General features: G+C 39.9%; 8 protein-coding genes and 5 pseudogenes. 11 read left to right on the top strand and 2 right to left on the bottom strand.

All coding sequences use genetic code 11. From position 1 onward, the window contains the following. Positions 1 to 551: 551 nt before the first annotated feature. From DXA15_RS16465 to DXA15_RS16420, 11 genes and pseudogenes are all read left to right on the top strand, one after another. A pseudogene (locus DXA15_RS16465) lies at positions 552 to 3,718 on the top strand (SusC/RagA family TonB-linked outer membrane protein). 12 nt (positions 3,719 to 3,730) lie between these two features. Beyond that, positions 3,731 to 5,322 (top strand): annotated as a pseudogene (locus DXA15_RS16460) (SusD/RagB family nutrient-binding outer membrane lipoprotein). A 383-nt stretch (positions 5,323 to 5,705) separates the two neighbouring features. Further along, positions 5,706 to 5,857 (top strand): annotated as a pseudogene (locus tag DXA15_RS26765) (ATPase); the annotation flags it as partial. Positions 5,858 to 6,098: 241 nt separating this feature from the next. Beyond that, positions 6,099 to 7,808 (top strand): annotated as a pseudogene (locus tag DXA15_RS26760) (SusC/RagA family TonB-linked outer membrane protein); the annotation flags it as partial. A gap of 101 nt (positions 7,809 to 7,909) precedes the next feature. Continuing rightward, complete coding sequence (locus DXA15_RS26755; RefSeq protein ID WP_233567367.1) at positions 7,910 to 8,953, top strand: TonB-dependent receptor; 1,044 nt, start codon at positions 7,910 to 7,912, stop codon at positions 8,951 to 8,953. A 20-nt stretch (positions 8,954 to 8,973) separates the two neighbouring features. After that, on the top strand, positions 8,974 to 10,368 hold the full coding sequence (locus DXA15_RS16445; RefSeq protein ID WP_128134739.1) for a RagB/SusD family nutrient uptake outer membrane protein: 1,395 nt from the start codon (positions 8,974 to 8,976) through the stop codon (positions 10,366 to 10,368). Positions 10,369 to 11,293: 925 nt separating this feature from the next. Then, entirely contained in the window at positions 11,294 to 12,457 is a 1,164-nt protein-coding gene (locus tag DXA15_RS16440) for a site-specific integrase (RefSeq protein ID WP_128134738.1), read from the top strand. Positions 12,458 to 12,685: 228 nt separating this feature from the next. After that, positions 12,686 to 13,953 (top strand): annotated as a pseudogene (locus tag DXA15_RS16435) (replication-associated recombination protein A). 188 nt (positions 13,954 to 14,141) lie between these two features. Next, the gene (gene serC / locus DXA15_RS16430; protein WP_128134737.1) at positions 14,142 to 15,209 is read left to right on the top strand and encodes a 3-phosphoserine/phosphohydroxythreonine transaminase; all 1,068 of its coding nucleotides are present in this window, start codon (positions 14,142 to 14,144) and stop codon (positions 15,207 to 15,209) included. 2 nt (positions 15,210 to 15,211) lie between these two features. Beyond that, positions 15,212 to 16,135, top strand: a complete 924-nt coding sequence (locus tag DXA15_RS16425; protein ID WP_128134736.1) for an NAD(P)-dependent oxidoreductase — start codon at positions 15,212 to 15,214, stop codon at positions 16,133 to 16,135. A gap of 10 nt (positions 16,136 to 16,145) precedes the next feature. Continuing rightward, positions 16,146 to 17,393, top strand: a complete 1,248-nt coding sequence (locus DXA15_RS16420; protein WP_128134735.1) for a DUF1015 domain-containing protein — start codon at positions 16,146 to 16,148, stop codon at positions 17,391 to 17,393. 104 nt (positions 17,394 to 17,497) lie between these two features. On the opposite strand, the gene DXA15_RS16415 is transcribed toward DXA15_RS16420, so the two are convergent. Then, on the bottom strand, positions 17,498 to 18,049 hold the full coding sequence (locus DXA15_RS16415) for a DUF4833 domain-containing protein (RefSeq protein WP_128134734.1): 552 nt from the start codon (positions 18,047 to 18,049) through the stop codon (positions 17,498 to 17,500). Positions 18,050 to 18,062: 13 nt separating this feature from the next. Beyond that, entirely contained in the window at positions 18,063 to 18,533 is a 471-nt protein-coding gene (locus DXA15_RS16410; protein WP_128134733.1) for a WbuC family cupin fold metalloprotein, read from the bottom strand. Positions 18,534 to 18,788 lie beyond the last annotated feature (255 nt).

Raw genomic sequence — 18,788 nt, 5'->3', positions numbered from 1 at the left:
TAGCCAGTAAATCGGGTATTCCGGAGGTGAAACAGCTGTTGTTATTTTAAGATTTCCGACAAACAGACGAATTAAAATTATCTATTTTTAACCCCTTGCCTTTTACACTTCAGGCTAAGATTTATTTGACCTAAAAACTGCTGGGGACCACCCCGGTAGAAAAGCTTCACGATTTTTTCGTTTCATTTGCCCCCAAATAAAGATGATGGATTGATACGCAAAGCAAGTCAAAAAATATCGGCTACTAACTTTCTGTGAAAAAATATAGTCAGTCAAATCCCTCTTTTTTTGAAAATGAGTAGTAAATAAAGTCATTTCTATTTCTGTTCTAGCAAGATAGAAAATACATTGAAAAGATACCCACATGTATATCCTGTTACTTCTTTTAAATCTTTCGCCCTTGATTTTAGATTCGTTTACGCATTTTATACCAAGTTCTGCAAAGACTAAATAAAGTCTTAATAAGTCTTATTATATTACTTAACTATCTAATAATATTGCACTTGTATATATGTGGTAAATTCTATTAGTTTAATAAATAATGTGTGTTTATGATGAAAAAGTTCACTTTTATTCTGCTGTGCCTCATAATAGGTATAAGCACTGTGGTTGCTCAGAACACGAAAGTAGCAGGTTCTGTTATTTCCGCTGATGATGGGCTGCCGGTTATTGGGGCGTCGATTGTTGTGAAAGGTACAATGGTCGGTACAGTGACAGACTATGATGGTAACTTCACGTTGGAAGTTCCTTCTAACGGTAAAGTACTGATAGTTTCTTACGTCGGTATGCTTACACAAGAAGTACCCGTTTCCCCGAATGTAAGAGTAGTTTTAAAATCAGATACTCAGAATCTGGATGAAGTTGTTGTTACAGCGATGGGTATCTCTAAAGAAAAGAAAGCATTGGGTTATGCTGTCCAGGATGTAAAAGGAGATAAATTAACTCAGGCAGCCAATTCAAACTTAGCCGGCGCATTGCAGGGTAAAGTTTCAGGTTTGGATATCAAACCGTCTTCCGGTATGCCTGGTGCGTCTTCTCAGATTACAATCCGTGGTGCACGTTCTTTCTCAGGTGACAATACTCCGCTGTATGTAATTGACGGTATGCCTGTAACAAGTACACCTGACGTTGATACGGATTTGCAGAACAATGGTAGTGTGAGCGGTGCCGACTTCGCAAATCGTGCGGTGGATATCGACCCTAACGATATTGAAAGTATCAATATACTGAAAGGTCAGGCAGCTTCTGCTTTGTATGGTATCCGTGCTTCTAATGGTGTAATCGTTATTACGACTAAAAGTGGTAAAGGCCTGGCTAAAGGCAAACCTCAGATTAGCTTTTCTTCTAACCTGAGTTTCGATGTAATCGGACGCCTTCCTGAATTCCAGAAAACGTATGCACAGGGCGCTTCGGGAAAATACAGCCCTACTAACAGTTTGTCATGGGGACCTAAAATTACAGACCTTCCTAATGACCCGACTTATGGCGGAAATACAAGTAATGCATATACTAAAGAATATGGAAATCGTGAAGGTATGTATTATCAACCTCAACGTGCCGCAGCTGGTTTAGACCCTTGGACTACACCGCAGGCATACGACAACGCCAAAGATTTCTTCGATACCGGCGTAACCTGGAGTAATTCTATAAATGTCGCTCAGGCTTTGGATAAGAGTTCTTATTCCGTTTCTTTGGGTAATACTCATCAGGATGGTATCATTCCCAGTACAGGTATGGACAGATATAATGTAAAAGTAAGTGCAGAAACAAAACTACATGACAATTGGACTACCGGATTCATCGGTAATTACATTACTACGGCAATCGATAAGGCAGTTACTTCGGGTAATGGTTTGCTGAGAACTGTTTATTCAGCACCTCCAAGCTACGACCTGGCAGGAATCCCTGGCCATATCGCAGGCGACCCTTATACACAAAACTCATTCCGTGGTGCATTCGACCAGGCATATTGGGCGATGGATAATAACAAATTTACTGAAAATACAAACCGTTTCTTTGGTAATGCGTATGCAAACTACAAAACGAAATTTGGTACGACAGACCATACATTGAATGTAAGATATATGTTCGGTGTCGATTCGTATACAACAGACTATGTTGATAGTTACGGTTACGGAAGTAACACCGGAAGCGGTAAAGGTCAAATCGAAAATTACGGTTGGACCAATGCGACCTACAACTCGTTGCTGACAATTAATTATGACTGGAATATCAACGAAGACTGGGGATTGAATGTAGTTGCCGGTAACGAAGTCATCCAGAGCAACAGAGGTAAATATTATGAATACGGAACCGGTTACAACTTCCCGGGATGGAATCATATCGACAATGCAACAACTCAATCTGCTTCTTCCGAACACTGGAAGAAAAGAACTGTCGGATTCTTCGGAAACGTATCCGCTTCTTATAAAAACATGCTTTATTTAACCGTGACAGGGCGTCAGGATTATGTTTCAAGTATGCCGCGCGGAAACCGTGCATTTTTCTACCCTTCTGTTTCTGCGGGTTTTATCCTGACAGAACTGGATGCGCTGAAAAACGATGTTGTTAACCACGCAAAGATTAGAGCTTCTTATGCAGAAGTAGGACAGGCCGGCGATTTCCGTGAAAACTTTTATTCAGTACCGACATACGGAGGTGGTTTCTATTCTTTGACTCCAATCCTGTATCCGATTAACGGCAGTAACGGTTATACGCCTTATTACAAAATTTATGACCCGAATCTGAAACCTCAGAATACACGTTCTTATGAACTGGGGACAGACCTGAGTTTCTTCGACAACCTGGTAACATTAAATTATACATTCTCCCGTCAGAATGTAAAAGACCAGATATTCGATGTGCCTTTGGCTTCATCGACCGGAGCCGGTAAGCTGGTAACAAATGGCGGTAAGCTTCATACAAATGTACATGAAATCACTTTGTCTTTTAATCCTATCAGAACGAGAGACATAAACTGGGACTTCGGTTTCAACTGGACAAAAATAGACAATTACGTTGACGAACTTGCTCCGGGTGTGGAAAATATCAGCTTGGGTGGTTATGTAACTCCGCAGGTACGTGCAGCTGCCGGCGAAAAATATCCGGTAATATATGGTGTCGGTTATAAGAGAGATGCCAACGGTAATCGTCTGGTCGACGAAGACGGTCTTCCTATTGCCGGTGAAGCACAGGTTATCGGTAAAGTATCGCCTGACTTCATTATGGGTTTCAACACGACATTACGTCTGTGGGATTGTACAATCAGTGCAGTACTTGACTGGAAGCAAGGCGGACAAATGTATAGCAGAACATCCGGTCTGGCAGACTATTACGGTGTAAGCAAGAGAACTGAAAATCGTGAAGGAACTATCATCTTTGATGGTTATAAAGAAGACGGTACAAAAAATGATATTGGCATTACAGGCGCAAATGCACAGCAAGAATATTATAGTATCCTGAATAATATTGATGAATCTTCAATTTATGATAATTCATTCATTAAACTTCGCGAAGTAGCAGTAAGTTATCCGGTATTCAAAAGCAATTGGATGCAGGTTACTCTGAATGTTTTTGCAAGAAATGTCCTTATCTGGCGCAGGTTCCCGATTTAGACCCGGAAGCCAGCCAGGGTAACAACAACATGACTGGTGCATTTGAAGACTATTCAATGCCTCAAACAGCCAGTTACGGTTTTGGTGTCAATGTTAAATTTTAATTCGTACGCAAAATGAAAATAAATAAAATAGGAAAGCTGTTAGCTTTTTCATTTCTGACCGCATTCAGTATTACTTCCTGTACGGAAGATGCGATGGACAAGGTTAATAACAACCCGAATAACCCGACGGATGCCCCTGCTAAGTTTCTGATTACAGACCTGGGAGTCAGTACCGGATTTGGTGTAGTTGGCGGAGACTTTTCTCTTTACTCGTCTGTTTACATGGAACATGAAACAGGTATCAGCAATCAGATGTACAGAGCGGAAGTACGCACAGGGGAACCGACTATCGCAACGACCTATAACAACGTTGGGGAACAGTCTATTCCAACATCAAAAATGCTAAAATAGCCATTCAGAAATGCCAGGAAGACCCTTCCGAACAAGGAAATGTGGTGACTGAAGCTATTGCTAAAATTTATCTGGCCTACAACGCAGCCATTGTTACGGACTTCTTCGGTGATACACCTTTCACAGAAACCGGTATATTGAATCCCGACGGAACTCCGGCTTATATGCAGCCGAAAATAGATACACAGGAGTTTATTTACACTGAAATTCATAAGAATCTGGATGAAGCCATTACTCTTCTGGACGGCGGTAATGCCAAAGATGAAGGTCTGTCAGGCGCAGTCGGTTCAAGAGACTATATTTATTCCGGTAAAGCCAGTGCATGGTATAAGGCAGCAAATGCGTTGAAAGCCCGTTATACAATGCGTCTACTTAACAAGAGCAGCAATAAGACAAAAGATTTGGAAGATATTCTTACTTATGTAAACAACTCATTCAAGTCTGCTGCCGAAGAATGTAAATTAACTATTTACGATGGAGATTCTCAGGTAAACCCATTATGGGGTTTCAGCTATAGCCGTAACAGCTTCGCAGCCAGCGAAAGCCTGATAGACAAGTTCGTAGAAAGAAATGACCCGAGAGCACCTCAGGCATTTATCGAACCGGATCCGACAGGATATATTGTTTACGGCTACGGTGGAGATCAGGCTACAGATATTGAAAGTATCAATTTTGCACCCAATGGGACTCCGGATGAAGTACAGAATATTTATGGTATGTCTATGGCTTTATGGGCAATCACTACTCCTACGCAGTTAATCAGTTATCATGAAGTGAAATTCCTTGAAGCAGAGGCTCTTTGCCGCTTAGGAAGAAAAAGTGAGGCTGAAGCTGCATTGAAAGAAGCCGTAATTGCCGGATTCGCAAATACAGAAAACATGCTGATAGATGCTACTGAGAATTGGGTAGGCGGCGAAGTAAACTTGGGCGCAGATGTTGCAGAAGATTATTTCGAGAGAAGCGTAAAGCCTCTGTTCACAGTTAATCCTCTGAAAGAAACAATGATTCAGAAATACCTGTCATTCTTCGGAGCGTCAGGCGAGTCTACCGAAGCATATTGCGATTACCGTCGTATGAAAGGTGCCGGTGAAGAATTCGTTGAACTGAAGAACCCGTTAAATACCAACAGATTCCCGTATCGTTTCGGATACGGTGCAGACGATGTTCTTGCCAACCCGGCTATAAAAACAGCTTTTGGTGACGGACAATATGTTTACACTGAACCCGTTTGGTGGGCAGGCGGAAGCCGTTGAGAATAGAAAACAATAAAAAAATAGGGTGTATCGTAATCACCGATACACCCTATTTTTTTATTGTAACACATTATTATTTATTCCTTTGCTTATGAACAACTTATTGCTTTATTTCTTATATTAGAAGCTGACGAAATCAGCGGCTGATAATTATCGGCCGTATGGTTGATAATTGTGAGCCAATCAGCCGATAATTATGAACCAAACGGTTGATGGTTATCAACCATTGATTACCTGCCGATGTAATTATGATTAGTATGCATAGTAATTAAAAAGACATAGGGATAAATTGACCAATAGACAGGATACTTTTGAGAAGAAAGTCCGCATCTAATCAATTGATTTGAAATAGGTCGATTTCAAATCAGTTAATTAGATGTTTTAAACGGCAGATGTTGCCGGATATTTTTAATGATTACAGCATGCCTTGTTACAAATTAGGAGATATCCTGTTTTTGTACAAAATAGGTAGGATTGGGTTTCGTTTATTTCTACACGCTTTACAGATACGGGAAAAAGCATATCTGAAGATTTATGTAATAAGGTAGAATTTGAGTATTATATTTCATAATATCAAATTCTACTATTTGTTATATACTAAAAATGTAAACATCAGTATTACAGTTATATATATTAATTGTGCTATTTGTCCTATTGTTGAAATCAGAGTTTATTATCAGAAAAATAAATATTTCAACATTTACCTAATTAATTGATAATCAAAACATTATATTCAACTAAGTTCTGCAAAGACTCTGGTGATTTCGTACGTCGGTATGAAAAGCCAAGAGGTTGTAATTAAGCCAATATTAAAGATTGTATTGGAAAGTGATAACCAACAGCTTGATGAAGTGATGGTGGTCGCGTATGGTACTACGAAAAAGGCTTCTTTCACCGGATCTGCTTCTGTTGTCAAATCTGAGGAATTGTCAGCACAAAAAGAGTCTTTTGTAAAATCTTTACAAGGGAAAGTAGCAGGTATTCGTGTCGGAGGATCAACCGGTGATCCTGGTGCTGACCAAAGAATCCAAATCCGTGGTATCAGTTCGATCAGTGCATCCAGCCAGCCTCTGTATGTCATTGATGGAGTCGCCATTGTAAATGATGATGTCACCTCCGGGTTGAAATCTCAATCCGTATTATCATCCATCAATCCGGATGATATTGAAAACTTAACGGTACTGAAAGATGCCGCTGCTGCTTCTTTGTATGGGTCCCGTGCTGCCAACGGTGTAATAATCATTACAACTAAACAGGGTAAACAAGGTAAAACAAAAATTACCTACAATATGGAAACCGGCTGGACCAATATGGCAGTAAAAAATCAATACAACCTGATGAATGCAGCCGAATTAAAAGAATACTATTGGGAAGGCATCAAGAACTATGCAATATTCAGAGGCGGCATGAACGAAGCAGACGCTAATGCCTTTTCTAACGAAAATACGCCTGATTTCTTTTGGAATTATGATTCCGATATTAATACAGATTGGAAAAAAGAAGTATATAGAAACGGTATGATCACAGACCACCAAGTCGCTATTAGCGGTGGTAATGAGAAAACAAAATTCTACACTGGTTTCGGATACAATAAGACGAAAGGTATCGTTGCCGGCAGTGATTTTGAACGTTATAGTGGACGTATCAATATTGACCACCAGGCTTTCGATTGGCTACGCATAAACGCTCGTCAAATGTTATCATTTACAAATACCAATGGTTTTCGCGACCAAAATGATCAGGAGCAAGGAATGGGGACAAGCTCTCCTCTTTCTATCCTGTATTCTATGGACCCAACAGCTGTAAACAAATTGGAAGACGGTTCATATAATCCGAATGCAGGTTTGAAATCAAATATTTCAAATCCCAACCTGATGTTAGGTGAATCAACCGGTCCTAACGCAGAAACGGTTACTTCTGAAATGTTACGAAGTATGACAAATTTTGAAGCGGAAGTTTCTCTTCCTTATGGAATCTCTGCCAAGACTATCTTTGGTTATGACTATATTGATAATAAGGAACGTGAATTTTGGGCGCCGAGTAGTGTAAATGGGGCTTCTTTGAATGGTTTAGGATACCGAACAGACTATACGAATAAGACAATGACATCCTCTACCACTTTAAATTACAATGGCAACTTCGACAAACACAACATCCGTGCATTGGTTGGTTACGAAATTGAAGACCGTAGTCTGTTGCTGACAGTGGCTTCAGCCAAATCATATTCGACAGACAAACTTCCGGAATTGGCAAACGGACAACCTTATAACGTATCAAGTTCGACATACGGTTCGTCTATCATGTCTGTACTTGCCAATGTAAATTATGATTTCGACAACAAATATTATCTGTCTGGAAGTTTCCGTCGTGACGGTTCTTCTCGCTTAGGAAAGAATAACCGCTGGGCTAACTTTTGGTCTGTTTCTGGTGCATGGCGAATTAGTGGAGAAGACTTTTGGTCTGACAATCCTCTATTCAGTGATTTGAAACTACGTGCCTCTTTTGGTACAAATGGTAACTTACCCAGCGACTATTACGCCAATTTGCTACTTACTCTTTTGGTGGCGGTTATGGTGATGCCAGTGCTATTTATTGGGGTAGTGCAGGTAACTCTAATCTGGGTTGGGAAAAATCCAAAAACTTCAATATCGGTATTGACTGGAACTTATATAATCGTGTCAATGTGTCTCTTGAATATTATGACAAGACAACAACCGATTTGCTCTTTAGAGTACCGACTTCATATATTACCGGCTTCAGTACTAACTGGCAAAATCTTGGTAAAATCAAAAATAACGGTGTAGAACTTACAATCGGCTCTACCAATATTCAGACAAAAGATTTTACTTGGACTACCGATTTCAACGTAACTAAACAAAATAATAAAATAAAGTCGCTGCCTGAAGGTAATGACATCATGTATGGTGATGGTAACATGTATCTGCTCCGCGAAGGAGAATCTATGCACACATTCTATCTGCCACAGTGGTTAGGGGTTAATCCGGAAACTGGTTTAGGAGAATTCTACATTGATCCTTCATTAAACAGCCGTGATGCGGTCGTAGACGGTCAGGTTGTAAAAGATGGCAATGTAACGAACTATTACACAAAAGCCGGAAATACGATTGTAGGGAAAGCTATTCCGGACTGGATTGGTGGTATGACAAATACGTTCGTCTATAAGAATTTTGATTTATCTTTTATGATTTCATTCCAAACCGGTGCAAGCTTGTTTGATTATCCGGCTTATTTCTTGTCACAGAGTGATGGTATGCGTATCGGAAACTTCAGTGTGTCAAAAGAGGTTGCAGGAAACTATTGGAAAGCTCCTGGTGATGTGGTAGACAACCCGAGACCGATATATAACAACCCATATCGGTCAGACCGTTTCTCTTCGCGTACAATTAAATCAACAAACAATATTCGTATGCGTGATATCACATTCGGTTATAAGGTTCCTGTTTCCAAGAAATACATCAATAACCTACGTGTATTCTTTAAAGCCAACAATCCATTCTTGATTTATTGTGCGAGCGATTATATTGACCCGGATGTAGATGTGAATGGTTATCGGCAAGTCGATACACCGCCGACAAGATCATTTATGTTTGGCTTGAACTTTGAATTATAATTAAAAAGAAAGAAATGTATATGAAAAAGATATTATTAATAGGTGCTTTCATCAGTAGTATATTTACATCTTGCAGCGACTTCTTGGAGAAAAACCCATCAACATCTCTACCTGTTGAAGAGGCAATTACTTCATTAGATGATTTTGGCAATGCTGTAAATGGAATTTATTATTTGATGTCGGAAGACCGTATGACATACAGTGCCGATTTTGCGATCTATGCCGATTTGAGAGGTTCGGATTTTAAAGCATTAAGTAATAACAATCAAGCCGGTCCGTTATCTCGTTACACGATTACTCAAAAAGATGATATTCCTGATTGGGCTTATTATTATTTTTACAAAGCAATCGCTAATGTAAATAAGGCTTTAGCTGCTGCCGATGTTTTAGTCGTGGCAGAAGAAGATGAGGCTACATTCAATGATTATAAAGGTCAGTTGTATGCTTGGCGCGCATTACTTCATTTTGATCTGGCTCGTATGTTTTGCCAGATTCCGACAATATCCGATGATATTAATGCAGGTAATACGGGGCTTGTGTTGTCTCTTGAAGTGTATGAACCTGGATATGTTGCTCCACGTACAACATTGAAAGAAACATACGACCAGATTTTGAAAGATTTTGATACGGCTATTCCTTTGTTGACAAAAGAAGCAAACAACGGGCATATCAACTATTGGGCTGCGCTGGCTCTTCGTGCTCGTGCAAATCTTTATTATGGAAACAACGAAGCGGCATTGAAAGATGCAAATGAGGTTATCGCTTGTAAAGAATACTCTCTTTATACAATTGATAATTATTTGAAATCATGGGGATTGACTTACACTACCGAATCATTGTTTGAAATGACTATCACTACCAACTATAATGCACAGCGTAATGCTGTTGGTTATTATTGTTCTTCTGATGGTTATGGAGAATGCGCCTTTGAAGAATCCAGCGATTTGTATAAATATTTGATTGCAAATCCTAAAGATATTCGTTCTGGTTTGATCGATAATCAAGAAGAGGGTGCAAACCCTGGAGTATATCCAGCCAAATATCCGGGACGTGACAACAATATTTATGTAAACAATCCCAAGATCATACGTTTATCCGAGGTTTACCTGATTGCAGCAGAGGCGGCATTGAAAACCAACGGGGATGCAGTTTCGTATGTAAATACATTGCGTAAAAATCGTATTTCAGATTATGTAGAAGTAAAAAGTGTAACATTGGATGATATATTGTTCGAGCGTCGTATTGAATTAATGGCAGAAAATAGTATGTCATTCGATTATTGGAGAAATAAAAAGTCTGTCGTCAATCCATATGTCGGAGAAATCAAATACAATGATTATCGTACAATATTACCGATTCCGCAAGCAGAGATAGACTTAGCTCCTTCTATTTTGATTCAGAATCCGCAATATTAATCCGATAAAGGATTCTCTTTGGGTATTATGAATATGATAGAATATACAGAATCGGTTTTTTGATGATTGAATGGTAAAAATGAACCATAAGTAAATAAAATTACTGGTAACAAATTATAAAAGGCTGTGTCGTAATTATGTTTTACGGTACAGCCTTTCTTTTTACATTCATCTCTCTCAATCTGTCTGGGGTAAAGGATGCAATAGGTAGCATTATAGTGTCACCCACCTTCACATAGTAGAGTTAATGGTACTGACACTACTACGCCAGCAAGATGACATAGTAGTACTGGCATGATAGCGCAACTAAGTCAGGGAAAAAGCCGTACGTATTTTTGGAAAAAAAAACATACGCTTATCTTCCAACGGATAGGCAGGGAATGGCGAACGGATGTCTACCCGTTTCTCATTTCCTGCTTATTCATACAAATTTATGTTTTATGAATTTAGGTGTCATTCTTCATCTTTTGACTCTTACTCTTTGATTATCTTTGTATAGAGGAGTGGCGCTTCCTCTTTTTCTTCAATGCTTCACTCACGGCTGTCAACTTGGCTAAAACTGTTTTCTTTAATGGGGATATTGGTAAACGCTACACTTTTTATTTTTTCTTTCAATCATCAAAAAAATAGATTCTTTGTGTTTCACTTTCTGAACAGATTGAGTAAAAAAGGCTTTTTTGTATCCATTTCGGAAAGCTTCTTCTTGTTTTTTGTTTTTTATGATTAGTAAGTCTCTTTTATCTTTGCAGACTCATAGTAGAAATGAGTTATTCGGATCAATTGTTTTTTAAGGCAAGTCAAGGTGGGGATTTTGTCTCTTCGGAACTCCGGTAAATAAGTAATAACAAATTTTTAATTTGTCTTAGACATAAGAAAGAACTAATTATTGTTCCTTCGTGTTTCATTCAGAAAATAAATATATATCATGGAAAAAGTAATTTATAACTTGGTATTTAACCGCAAGAAGCAGTTAAACTCAGAAGGTAAAGCTTTGGTTCAGGTAGAAGCGTACTTGAATAAGCAGAAAAAGTATTTTTCGACAAAGGTCTATGTCAAGCCTTTCCAGTGGGATGCAAAGAGAAAAGCAGTGAAGAACCATCCTAATATGGACTCTTTAAATCAGTATCTGGCTAATTTTATTGCAGAATTAGAACAGCTGGAATTGGAGATTGTACATACCGGTAAGGAATTTTCGTTGAATGATCTGAAAGAGAAACCTGAAGCAGGTCAGACTTCTTTTTCTCTGTTTATGAAAAATGAGATTACCCAAAGTAATCTGAAACCGTCAACGTTGAAGAATCATTTTTCGACGTTGCAGGTTCTCTCTTCATTTAAAACGGATGTGAGTTTTAATGATTTGAGTTTTAATTTCCTTTGCGATCTTGAGCATTATATGTTGGTAAATAAATATCACCGGAATACGATTGCCAAACATATGAAGCATTTGAAGCGTTACATCAATCTGGCGATCAATAAGGATCTGTTTGATTTGCATCGCTATCCTTTCCGTAAGTACAAGATCAAATATATGGAAAGTAAAAGAACTCATCTTACTCCGGAAGAGTTGGGGCAATTGGAGAGTTTGAACCTGAAAGGGCGCAGGACATTACAACGGACATTGGACATGTTCCTGTTCAGTTGCTATACCGGACTTCGTTTTTCGGATATAGTCAGTATCACGAGGGAGAACTTTCTCATTATTGATGATAAGGTTTGGTTAATCTATTCATCTATCAAAACGGATGTCAATGTTCGTTTGCCCTTGTTCTTATTGTTTGACGGAAAATCTCTTCCGATTTATGAACGTTATAAGAATAATCCGTGGACCTTGTTCGATATGCCGGCTTCTTCAAATTCGAATGTGAACAAACAACTCCGTCGGATTTGTAAAATGGCGAATATAGATAAGAAAGTATCTTTCCATACCGCCCGTCATACGAATGCTACGTTATTATTATATAATGGCGCGAATATAACAACTGTACAGAAGCTTTTAGGGCATAAAAGTGTACGTACGACGGAGATATACAGTAATATTATGGATATGACAGTAGTACGTGATCTTTCGAGTTTGTCAAATATTAAATGATATTGGATAAGGGCATTAGGGAACGTGAGGAGATTATGAGGAATTTTCTGAGTTCTCTAATGTTTTTATTGACAAAATGTTAGTCTGCTGGGAGTGCTACTCCGGTTTTGGCTCTTTATGACTTTCTTTTTGTTGTGGAATTCTGTTCTCAAACATTTATTTGTAAGTGAATTTTTCAGCTGGTTATACTTTGAAAAGTAAATAAAATATCCGACTTTTGTCTGCATGATGAATCAACCTTTAGCAGAGAGATTACGTCCGAAAACGTTGGATGATTATATCGGACAAAAACACCTTGTAGGGCAAGGAGCCGTGTTAAGGAAAATGATAGATGCAGGTCGTGTCCCTTCCTTTATTCTTTGGGGACCGCCGGGTGTTGGCAAAACAACATTGGCACAGATCATTTCCAATAAGCTGGAGGCTCCTTTCTATGCATTGAGTGCTATTAATTCGGGTGTGAAGGATGTGCGTGATGTGATTGAAAAAGCGAAAAGCAATCGCTTTTTTAATACCGTATCTCCTATATTGTTTATTGATGAAATACATCGTTTCAGCAAATCCCAGCAAGATTCCTTGCTGAATGCGGTGGAAACGGGTGTGGTGACGTTGATTGGAGCTACAACGGAAAACCCTTCTTTCGAAGTGATCCGTCCGCTCTTGTCCAGATGTCAGGTGTATGTACTGAAATCATTGGATAAAAATGATTTGCTTACATTATTAAATAAGGCGATTAAAGAGGATATCGTACTGAAGGATAAAGATATTGTCCTGAAAGAGACAGATGCCATGCTGCGTTATTCCGGCGGAGATGCCCGGAAGCTGCTCAACATATTGGAGCTGGTTATTTCGGCAGAAGAAACGGATGAGATCGAGATAACGGATCAAAAAGTCGTTGACCGGTTACAGGAAAATCCGGCAGCTTATGATAAAGGCGGAGAGATGCATTATGATATTATTTCAGCTTTTATCAAATCGATCAGGGGGAGCGATCCGGATGGAGCTATTTATTGGCTGGCCCGTATGGTGGCAGGAGGGGAGGACCCTGAATTTATTGCCCGCAGGTTGGTTATCTCTGCTTCGGAAGATGTAGGATTGGCTAATCCGAATGCGTTATTGCTGGCGAATGCCTGTTTTGATGCCTTGAAAAAGATCGGTTGGCCGGAAGGACGGATTATATTGGCGGAAACTACGGTTTATCTGGCTTGTAGCCTAAAAGTAATTCGGCTTATATGGCGATAAATGACGCATTGGCATTGGTTGAACGTACGGGTAACCTCCCGGTTCCGCTTCATTTGCGGAATGCTCCGACGACTTTGATGAAGGAGTTGGATTATGGGAAGGAATATAAATACGCACATGATTATAAAAACAACTTTGTTGAACAGGTATATTTGCCTAAGGAAGTACAGGATCAGCACTTTTGGAAAGGGCAAAATAATCCGGCTGAGCAAAAACTGGTCGAACATATGAGGAAATTATGGGGAGACCGGTTTTGATTATTGACAATTAATAATTGAAAATTGATGATTAACTGGAATAAAGTTGTCGGATGAGTGGAAAAAGTGGCTTTTTGCTAATAATTTTCACTATTCAGTTTTCAAATTTCAATTAAATTCGTACATTAGCCGCCTGTTTTCGAAAAATACGTTACTTAAATAATATATAACATTAAAAAGAAATTGATATGAAGAAGCACAATTTTTCTGCAGGACCTTCTATTCTGAGCGAATACACGATTAAGAATGCAGCAGCAGCTGTTGAAAATTTCGCAGGTACAGGGTTATCAATTCTTGAAGTATCTCATAGAGGTAAAGAATTTGTTGCAGTAAACGACGAGGCCAGAGCTTTGATCAAAGAGTTACTGGATGTGCCGGCTGGTTACGAGGTTGTATTTCTGGGTGGTGGTGCCAGCATGCAGTTTTGTATGGTTCCTTTCAACTTGTTGAACAAAAAAGCTTCTTATCTGGATACGGGGACATGGGCCTCTAATGCGATCAAGGAAGCTAAATTATTCGGAGATGTTGATGTTGTAGCATCTTCAAAAGAGGCGAACTATACTTATATTCCGAAAGATTATACAGTTGCAGAAGATTCAGACTATTTCCATTTTACATCTAATAATACGATCTATGGTACGGAAATGCGTTATGATCCCGATCTGAATGTACGTCTGGTATCCGATATGTCTTCTGATATTTTCTCCCGTCCGATCGATATCTCTAAATATGATGTAATTTATGCCGGTGCACAGAAAAATCTGGCTCCTGCTGGTGTAACATTGGCTATTGTCCGTACAGATGCTTTAGGACATGTAGACCGTGCTATTCCTACAATGCTGAATTACAATACACATATAAAGAAGGACTCTATGTTCAACACGCCTCCTGTGTTCCCGATCTTTGCCGCTTTGCAGACATTGAAATGGTATAAGGAGTTAGGTGGTGTTGCTGTTATTGAAAAGATGAATCTTGAAAAAGCAGCTATCCTGTATGATGAAATCGACCGTAACAAATTGTTCAAAGGTACTGCTGCCGTAGAAGACCGTTCTATCATGAACGTTTGCTTCGTAATGAACGATGAATATAAGGAGTTGGAAGACGAATTCAATAAATTTGCTTCTGCTGCCGGTATGGTAGGTATCAAAGGGCACCGTTCAGTGGGCGGATTCCGTGCTTCTCTTTATAATGCAATGCCGAAGAGCAGTGTGGAAGCGTTGGTTGCTACAATGAAAGAATTTGAAAAACAGCATTGATCATGACAAAAGTATTAGTTGCTACCGATAAACCTTTCGCTGCGATAGCAGTGAAAGGTATCCGTGAAGTTGTTGAAGGTGCAGGTTATGAACTGGCTCTTCTGGAAAAATATACGGACAAAGCTCAATTGCTGGATGCTGTGAAAGATGCCAATGCGGTGATTATCCGTAGTGATATCATTGATGCTCCGGTGTTGGATGCTGCCAAAGAATTAAAGATTGTGGTTCGTGCCGGTGCCGGTTATGACAATGTGGATCTGGTTGCTGCCACTGCCCACAATGTGTGTGTAATGAATACGCCGGGACAGAATTCCAATGCGGTTGCCGAACTTGTTTTCGGTATGTTGGTATATGCTGTCAGAAACTTCTATAACGGAACTTCCGGAACAGAATTGATGGGCAAGAAGCTGGGTATCCTGGCTTATGGTAATGTGGGACGTAATGTAGCCCGTATTGCAAAAGGTTTCGATATGGATGTATATGCTTATGATGCATTCTGTCCGGCAGAAGTGATTGAAAAAGATGGTGTAAAAGCGGTTGCTTCCACTGCCGACCTGTTCAAGGCTTGCCAGATCGTATCTCTTCATATCCCGGCTACAGCCGAAACAAAAGGTTCTATCAATTTTGAATTGATGAACTCTATGCCTAAAGGCGCTATCGTAGTAAACACAGCCCGTAAGGAGGTGATCGACGAAGCCGGTTTGGCAAAGATGCTGGAAGAACGTCCTGACTTTAAATATATCACGGATATCAAACCGGCTATCGATGCAGACCTGGCTGCCAAATATCCGGACCGCTATTTCGGTACACCGAAAAAGATGGGTGCCCAGACTGCTGAGGCCAACATCAATGCCGGTATTGCTGCTGCAAAACAAATCGTTGATTTCTTGCAGAACGGTAACGAAAAGTTTAGAGTCAATAAATAAATCTACTACCATGGCAAAAATTAAACCTTTTAAAGGCATTCGTCCGCCGAAAGATTTAATAAAGGAAGTTGCTTCGCGTCCTTATGATGTGTTGAACTCGGAAGAAGCACGCGAAGAAGCGAAAGGAAATGAAAAATCATTATATCATATAATCAAGCCGGAAATTGATTTTCCGGTAGGAACAGACGAGCATGATCCAGCTGTCTATGAAAAAGCAGCGGAGAATTTCCGGAAATTTCAGGATAACGGCTGGTTGGTTCAGGATCAGAAAGAACAATATTACGTATATGCCCAAACGATGAACGGACGTACACAATATGGGTTGGTAGTTTGTGCCTATGTGGATGATTATCTGAAGGGGAATATTAAGAAACATGAGTTGACTCGTCGTGATAAGGAAGAAGACCGCATGAAACATGTGCGTGTCAACAATGCTAATATCGAACCGGTTTTCTTTGCTTACCCTGACAATGCCGAGTTGGATGCTATCGTAAAGAAATATACGGCAAACGCTCCTGAATATGATTTTGTAGCCGAACTGGATGGTTTCGGTCATACGTTCTGGATCATCAATGATGATAATGATATTACTCGTATTACTGAACTGTTTGAAGCTATGCCTTCTTTGTATATAGCTGACGGACACCACCGTTCTGCGGCAGCAGCTTTGGTGGGGGCGGAAAAAGCCAAACAAAATCCGAATCACCGCGGAGATGAAGAATACAACTATTTCATGGCTGTATGCTTCCCGGCAAATCAGTTGACTATTATCGATTATAACCGTGTGGTGAAGGATTTGAACGGACTTACCGAAGAGGAATTTCTGGCAAAGCTGGCTGCAAACTTTCTTGTAGAAGATAAAGGAACGGAGATATACAAACCAACTGGTCTGCATAACTTCTCTCTTTACTTGGGAAACAAATGGTATTCATTGACAGCTAAACCGGGTACCTATAATGATAATGATCCGATTGGAGTCCTGGATGTTACAATTTCTTCAAACCTGATTCTGGATGAAGTGTTGGGAATCAAAGACCTGCGTTCGGATAAACGTATAGATTTTGTCGGAGGTATCCGTGGTTTGGGTGAGTTGAAACGCCGTGTCGACAGCGGAGAAATGAAAGTGGCCCTGGCCTTGTATCCGGTTACTATGAAGCAATTGATGGATATTGCCGATACCGGAAATATCATGCCGCCTAAGACAACCTGGTTCGAACCGAAATTGCGTTCGGGACTGGTTATTCACAAGTTGGTATAAGGAACTTTGTAAATAAAGTAAAAGGGGTTGCGTCAAAATTCATTGTCCTGTCATCCCGGACTTGATCCGCCATGACGAAACAGGATTTTGACACAGTCCCTTTTTTATTTCTTTACTCTTTCGGTCACTTTTGTCCCTGTATCTGTAGCCACTCCCTGCAACTCGACATATTCTACACTTAGAGGATTGCCGGACTTCGCTTTGACATATAGTGACTCAAGTATCGCCGGATGGTTTTCGATTGTTGTCAGGCATACATATTTGGAGTCTTTTTTGCAAATAGTCAGCTTTTTATCCGGATATGCGCTCAAAGTAACTTCGCTGGAATCATTCCCTTCCGAAACCAGTTTATAGCCGTATGCCATTTTTCGTTGGAAGTAGCTTAAACTGTTTGTTTCCCCCGGTCGTTCTTCCCGGTTTACCCAATAGACATTGAGGGGCGTTTTGGTATTCAATTTGCCGTTTTCCAGATTAACATCATAGCAGACCAGATTTTTATTGACACTCCGGGCGATATGGAAAAGCCTTTCTGTTGTCGGATAAGTATTTTCTTCCGGTGAATTGATGTGTGAGGAAGCTATGAAAGTACAGAGCAGAAAGGCTGTCAATGCAACCAATCGCTTTCCGGTTTGTCTGATTATACGGGAATTTTTCATTTTATAGCGGATTTTATTCGATTTGCGAGGATAGATAAATCAGATATTCTTTGATACCTTTTTCGTCATCTGGCTCCGGACTCCATGGAGCCATATTCTCAGGATGTAAAGGCGCGAAAGGCCCTGGCTTCACTTCATAAATAACTGTTCCCGATTCCAATACGAGCAGGCTATGCCATATGCCTGGTTTGATTTCTGCGCCATACGATCCGGCAAGCGGGTCGAGCAGAAGTTTCTCTGTGATATTTCCGTCATTATCAAAGATAAATAGCATGGCTTTTCCACGGAGCAGCAGGAAAATTTCGTCTTTATCCGGATTCAGGTGACGGTGAGGGCGGATATAAGTATTCGGCTCCATGGCATTCAGCAGGCGGTTTACAGGATCGTCCAGATGTTCATGGAAGTTGTAATTCATACGCAGGCGAGGTGACTGTTTGGCACGTTCGCTAGTCTCGTCGAGTAGTTGTTTATTTATTATTTTCATGTTATGCAACAATTATTTGAGGGACGAATGTACAAAATAAATTTTGTCTGTTATGCCGATAATCCGTACTTTTGTACGAAACCCTGAAAATCGGCTGCTTCATGAAACCCATTATATACCGCTTTTGTCTGTTGATATGTATCTTGTCACTAGTGTCCCGTTAAAATCGGGACGAGTTATTAATTAATCAAATAATCCCGGAATAAGGGGATTAAATTGTTCTTTGACATCATTGAAATTAGTCTTATTAAACAG

The organism is Parabacteroides sp. AM58-2XD (assembly GCF_003463685.1).
Taxonomy (GTDB): Bacteria; Bacteroidota; Bacteroidia; order Bacteroidales; family Tannerellaceae; genus Parabacteroides; species Parabacteroides segnis.
The sequence above is the reverse complement of the archived record's forward strand: the minus strand, read 5'-3'. Positions and strand labels throughout refer to the sequence as shown.

Excerpts from the sequence above, each read along its gene's own strand:
- DXA15_RS16445 (WP_128134739.1), top strand. The coding sequence starts at position 8,974 with ATGAAAAAGATATTATTAATAGGTGCTTTCATCAGTAGTATATTTACA.
- serC (WP_128134737.1), top strand. The coding sequence starts at position 14,142 with ATGAAGAAGCACAATTTTTCTGCAGGACCTTCTATTCTGAGCGAATAC.
- DXA15_RS16410 (WP_128134733.1), bottom strand. The coding sequence starts at position 18,533 with ATGAAAATAATAAATAAACAACTACTCGACGAGACTAGCGAACGTGCC.
- DXA15_RS16420 (WP_128134735.1), top strand. The coding sequence starts at position 16,146 with ATGGCAAAAATTAAACCTTTTAAAGGCATTCGTCCGCCGAAAGATTTA.
- DXA15_RS16415 (WP_128134734.1), bottom strand. The coding sequence starts at position 18,049 with ATGAAAAATTCCCGTATAATCAGACAAACCGGAAAGCGATTGGTTGCA.
- DXA15_RS16425 (WP_128134736.1), top strand. The coding sequence starts at position 15,212 with ATGACAAAAGTATTAGTTGCTACCGATAAACCTTTCGCTGCGATAGCA.
- DXA15_RS16440 (WP_128134738.1), top strand. The coding sequence starts at position 11,294 with ATGGAAAAAGTAATTTATAACTTGGTATTTAACCGCAAGAAGCAGTTA.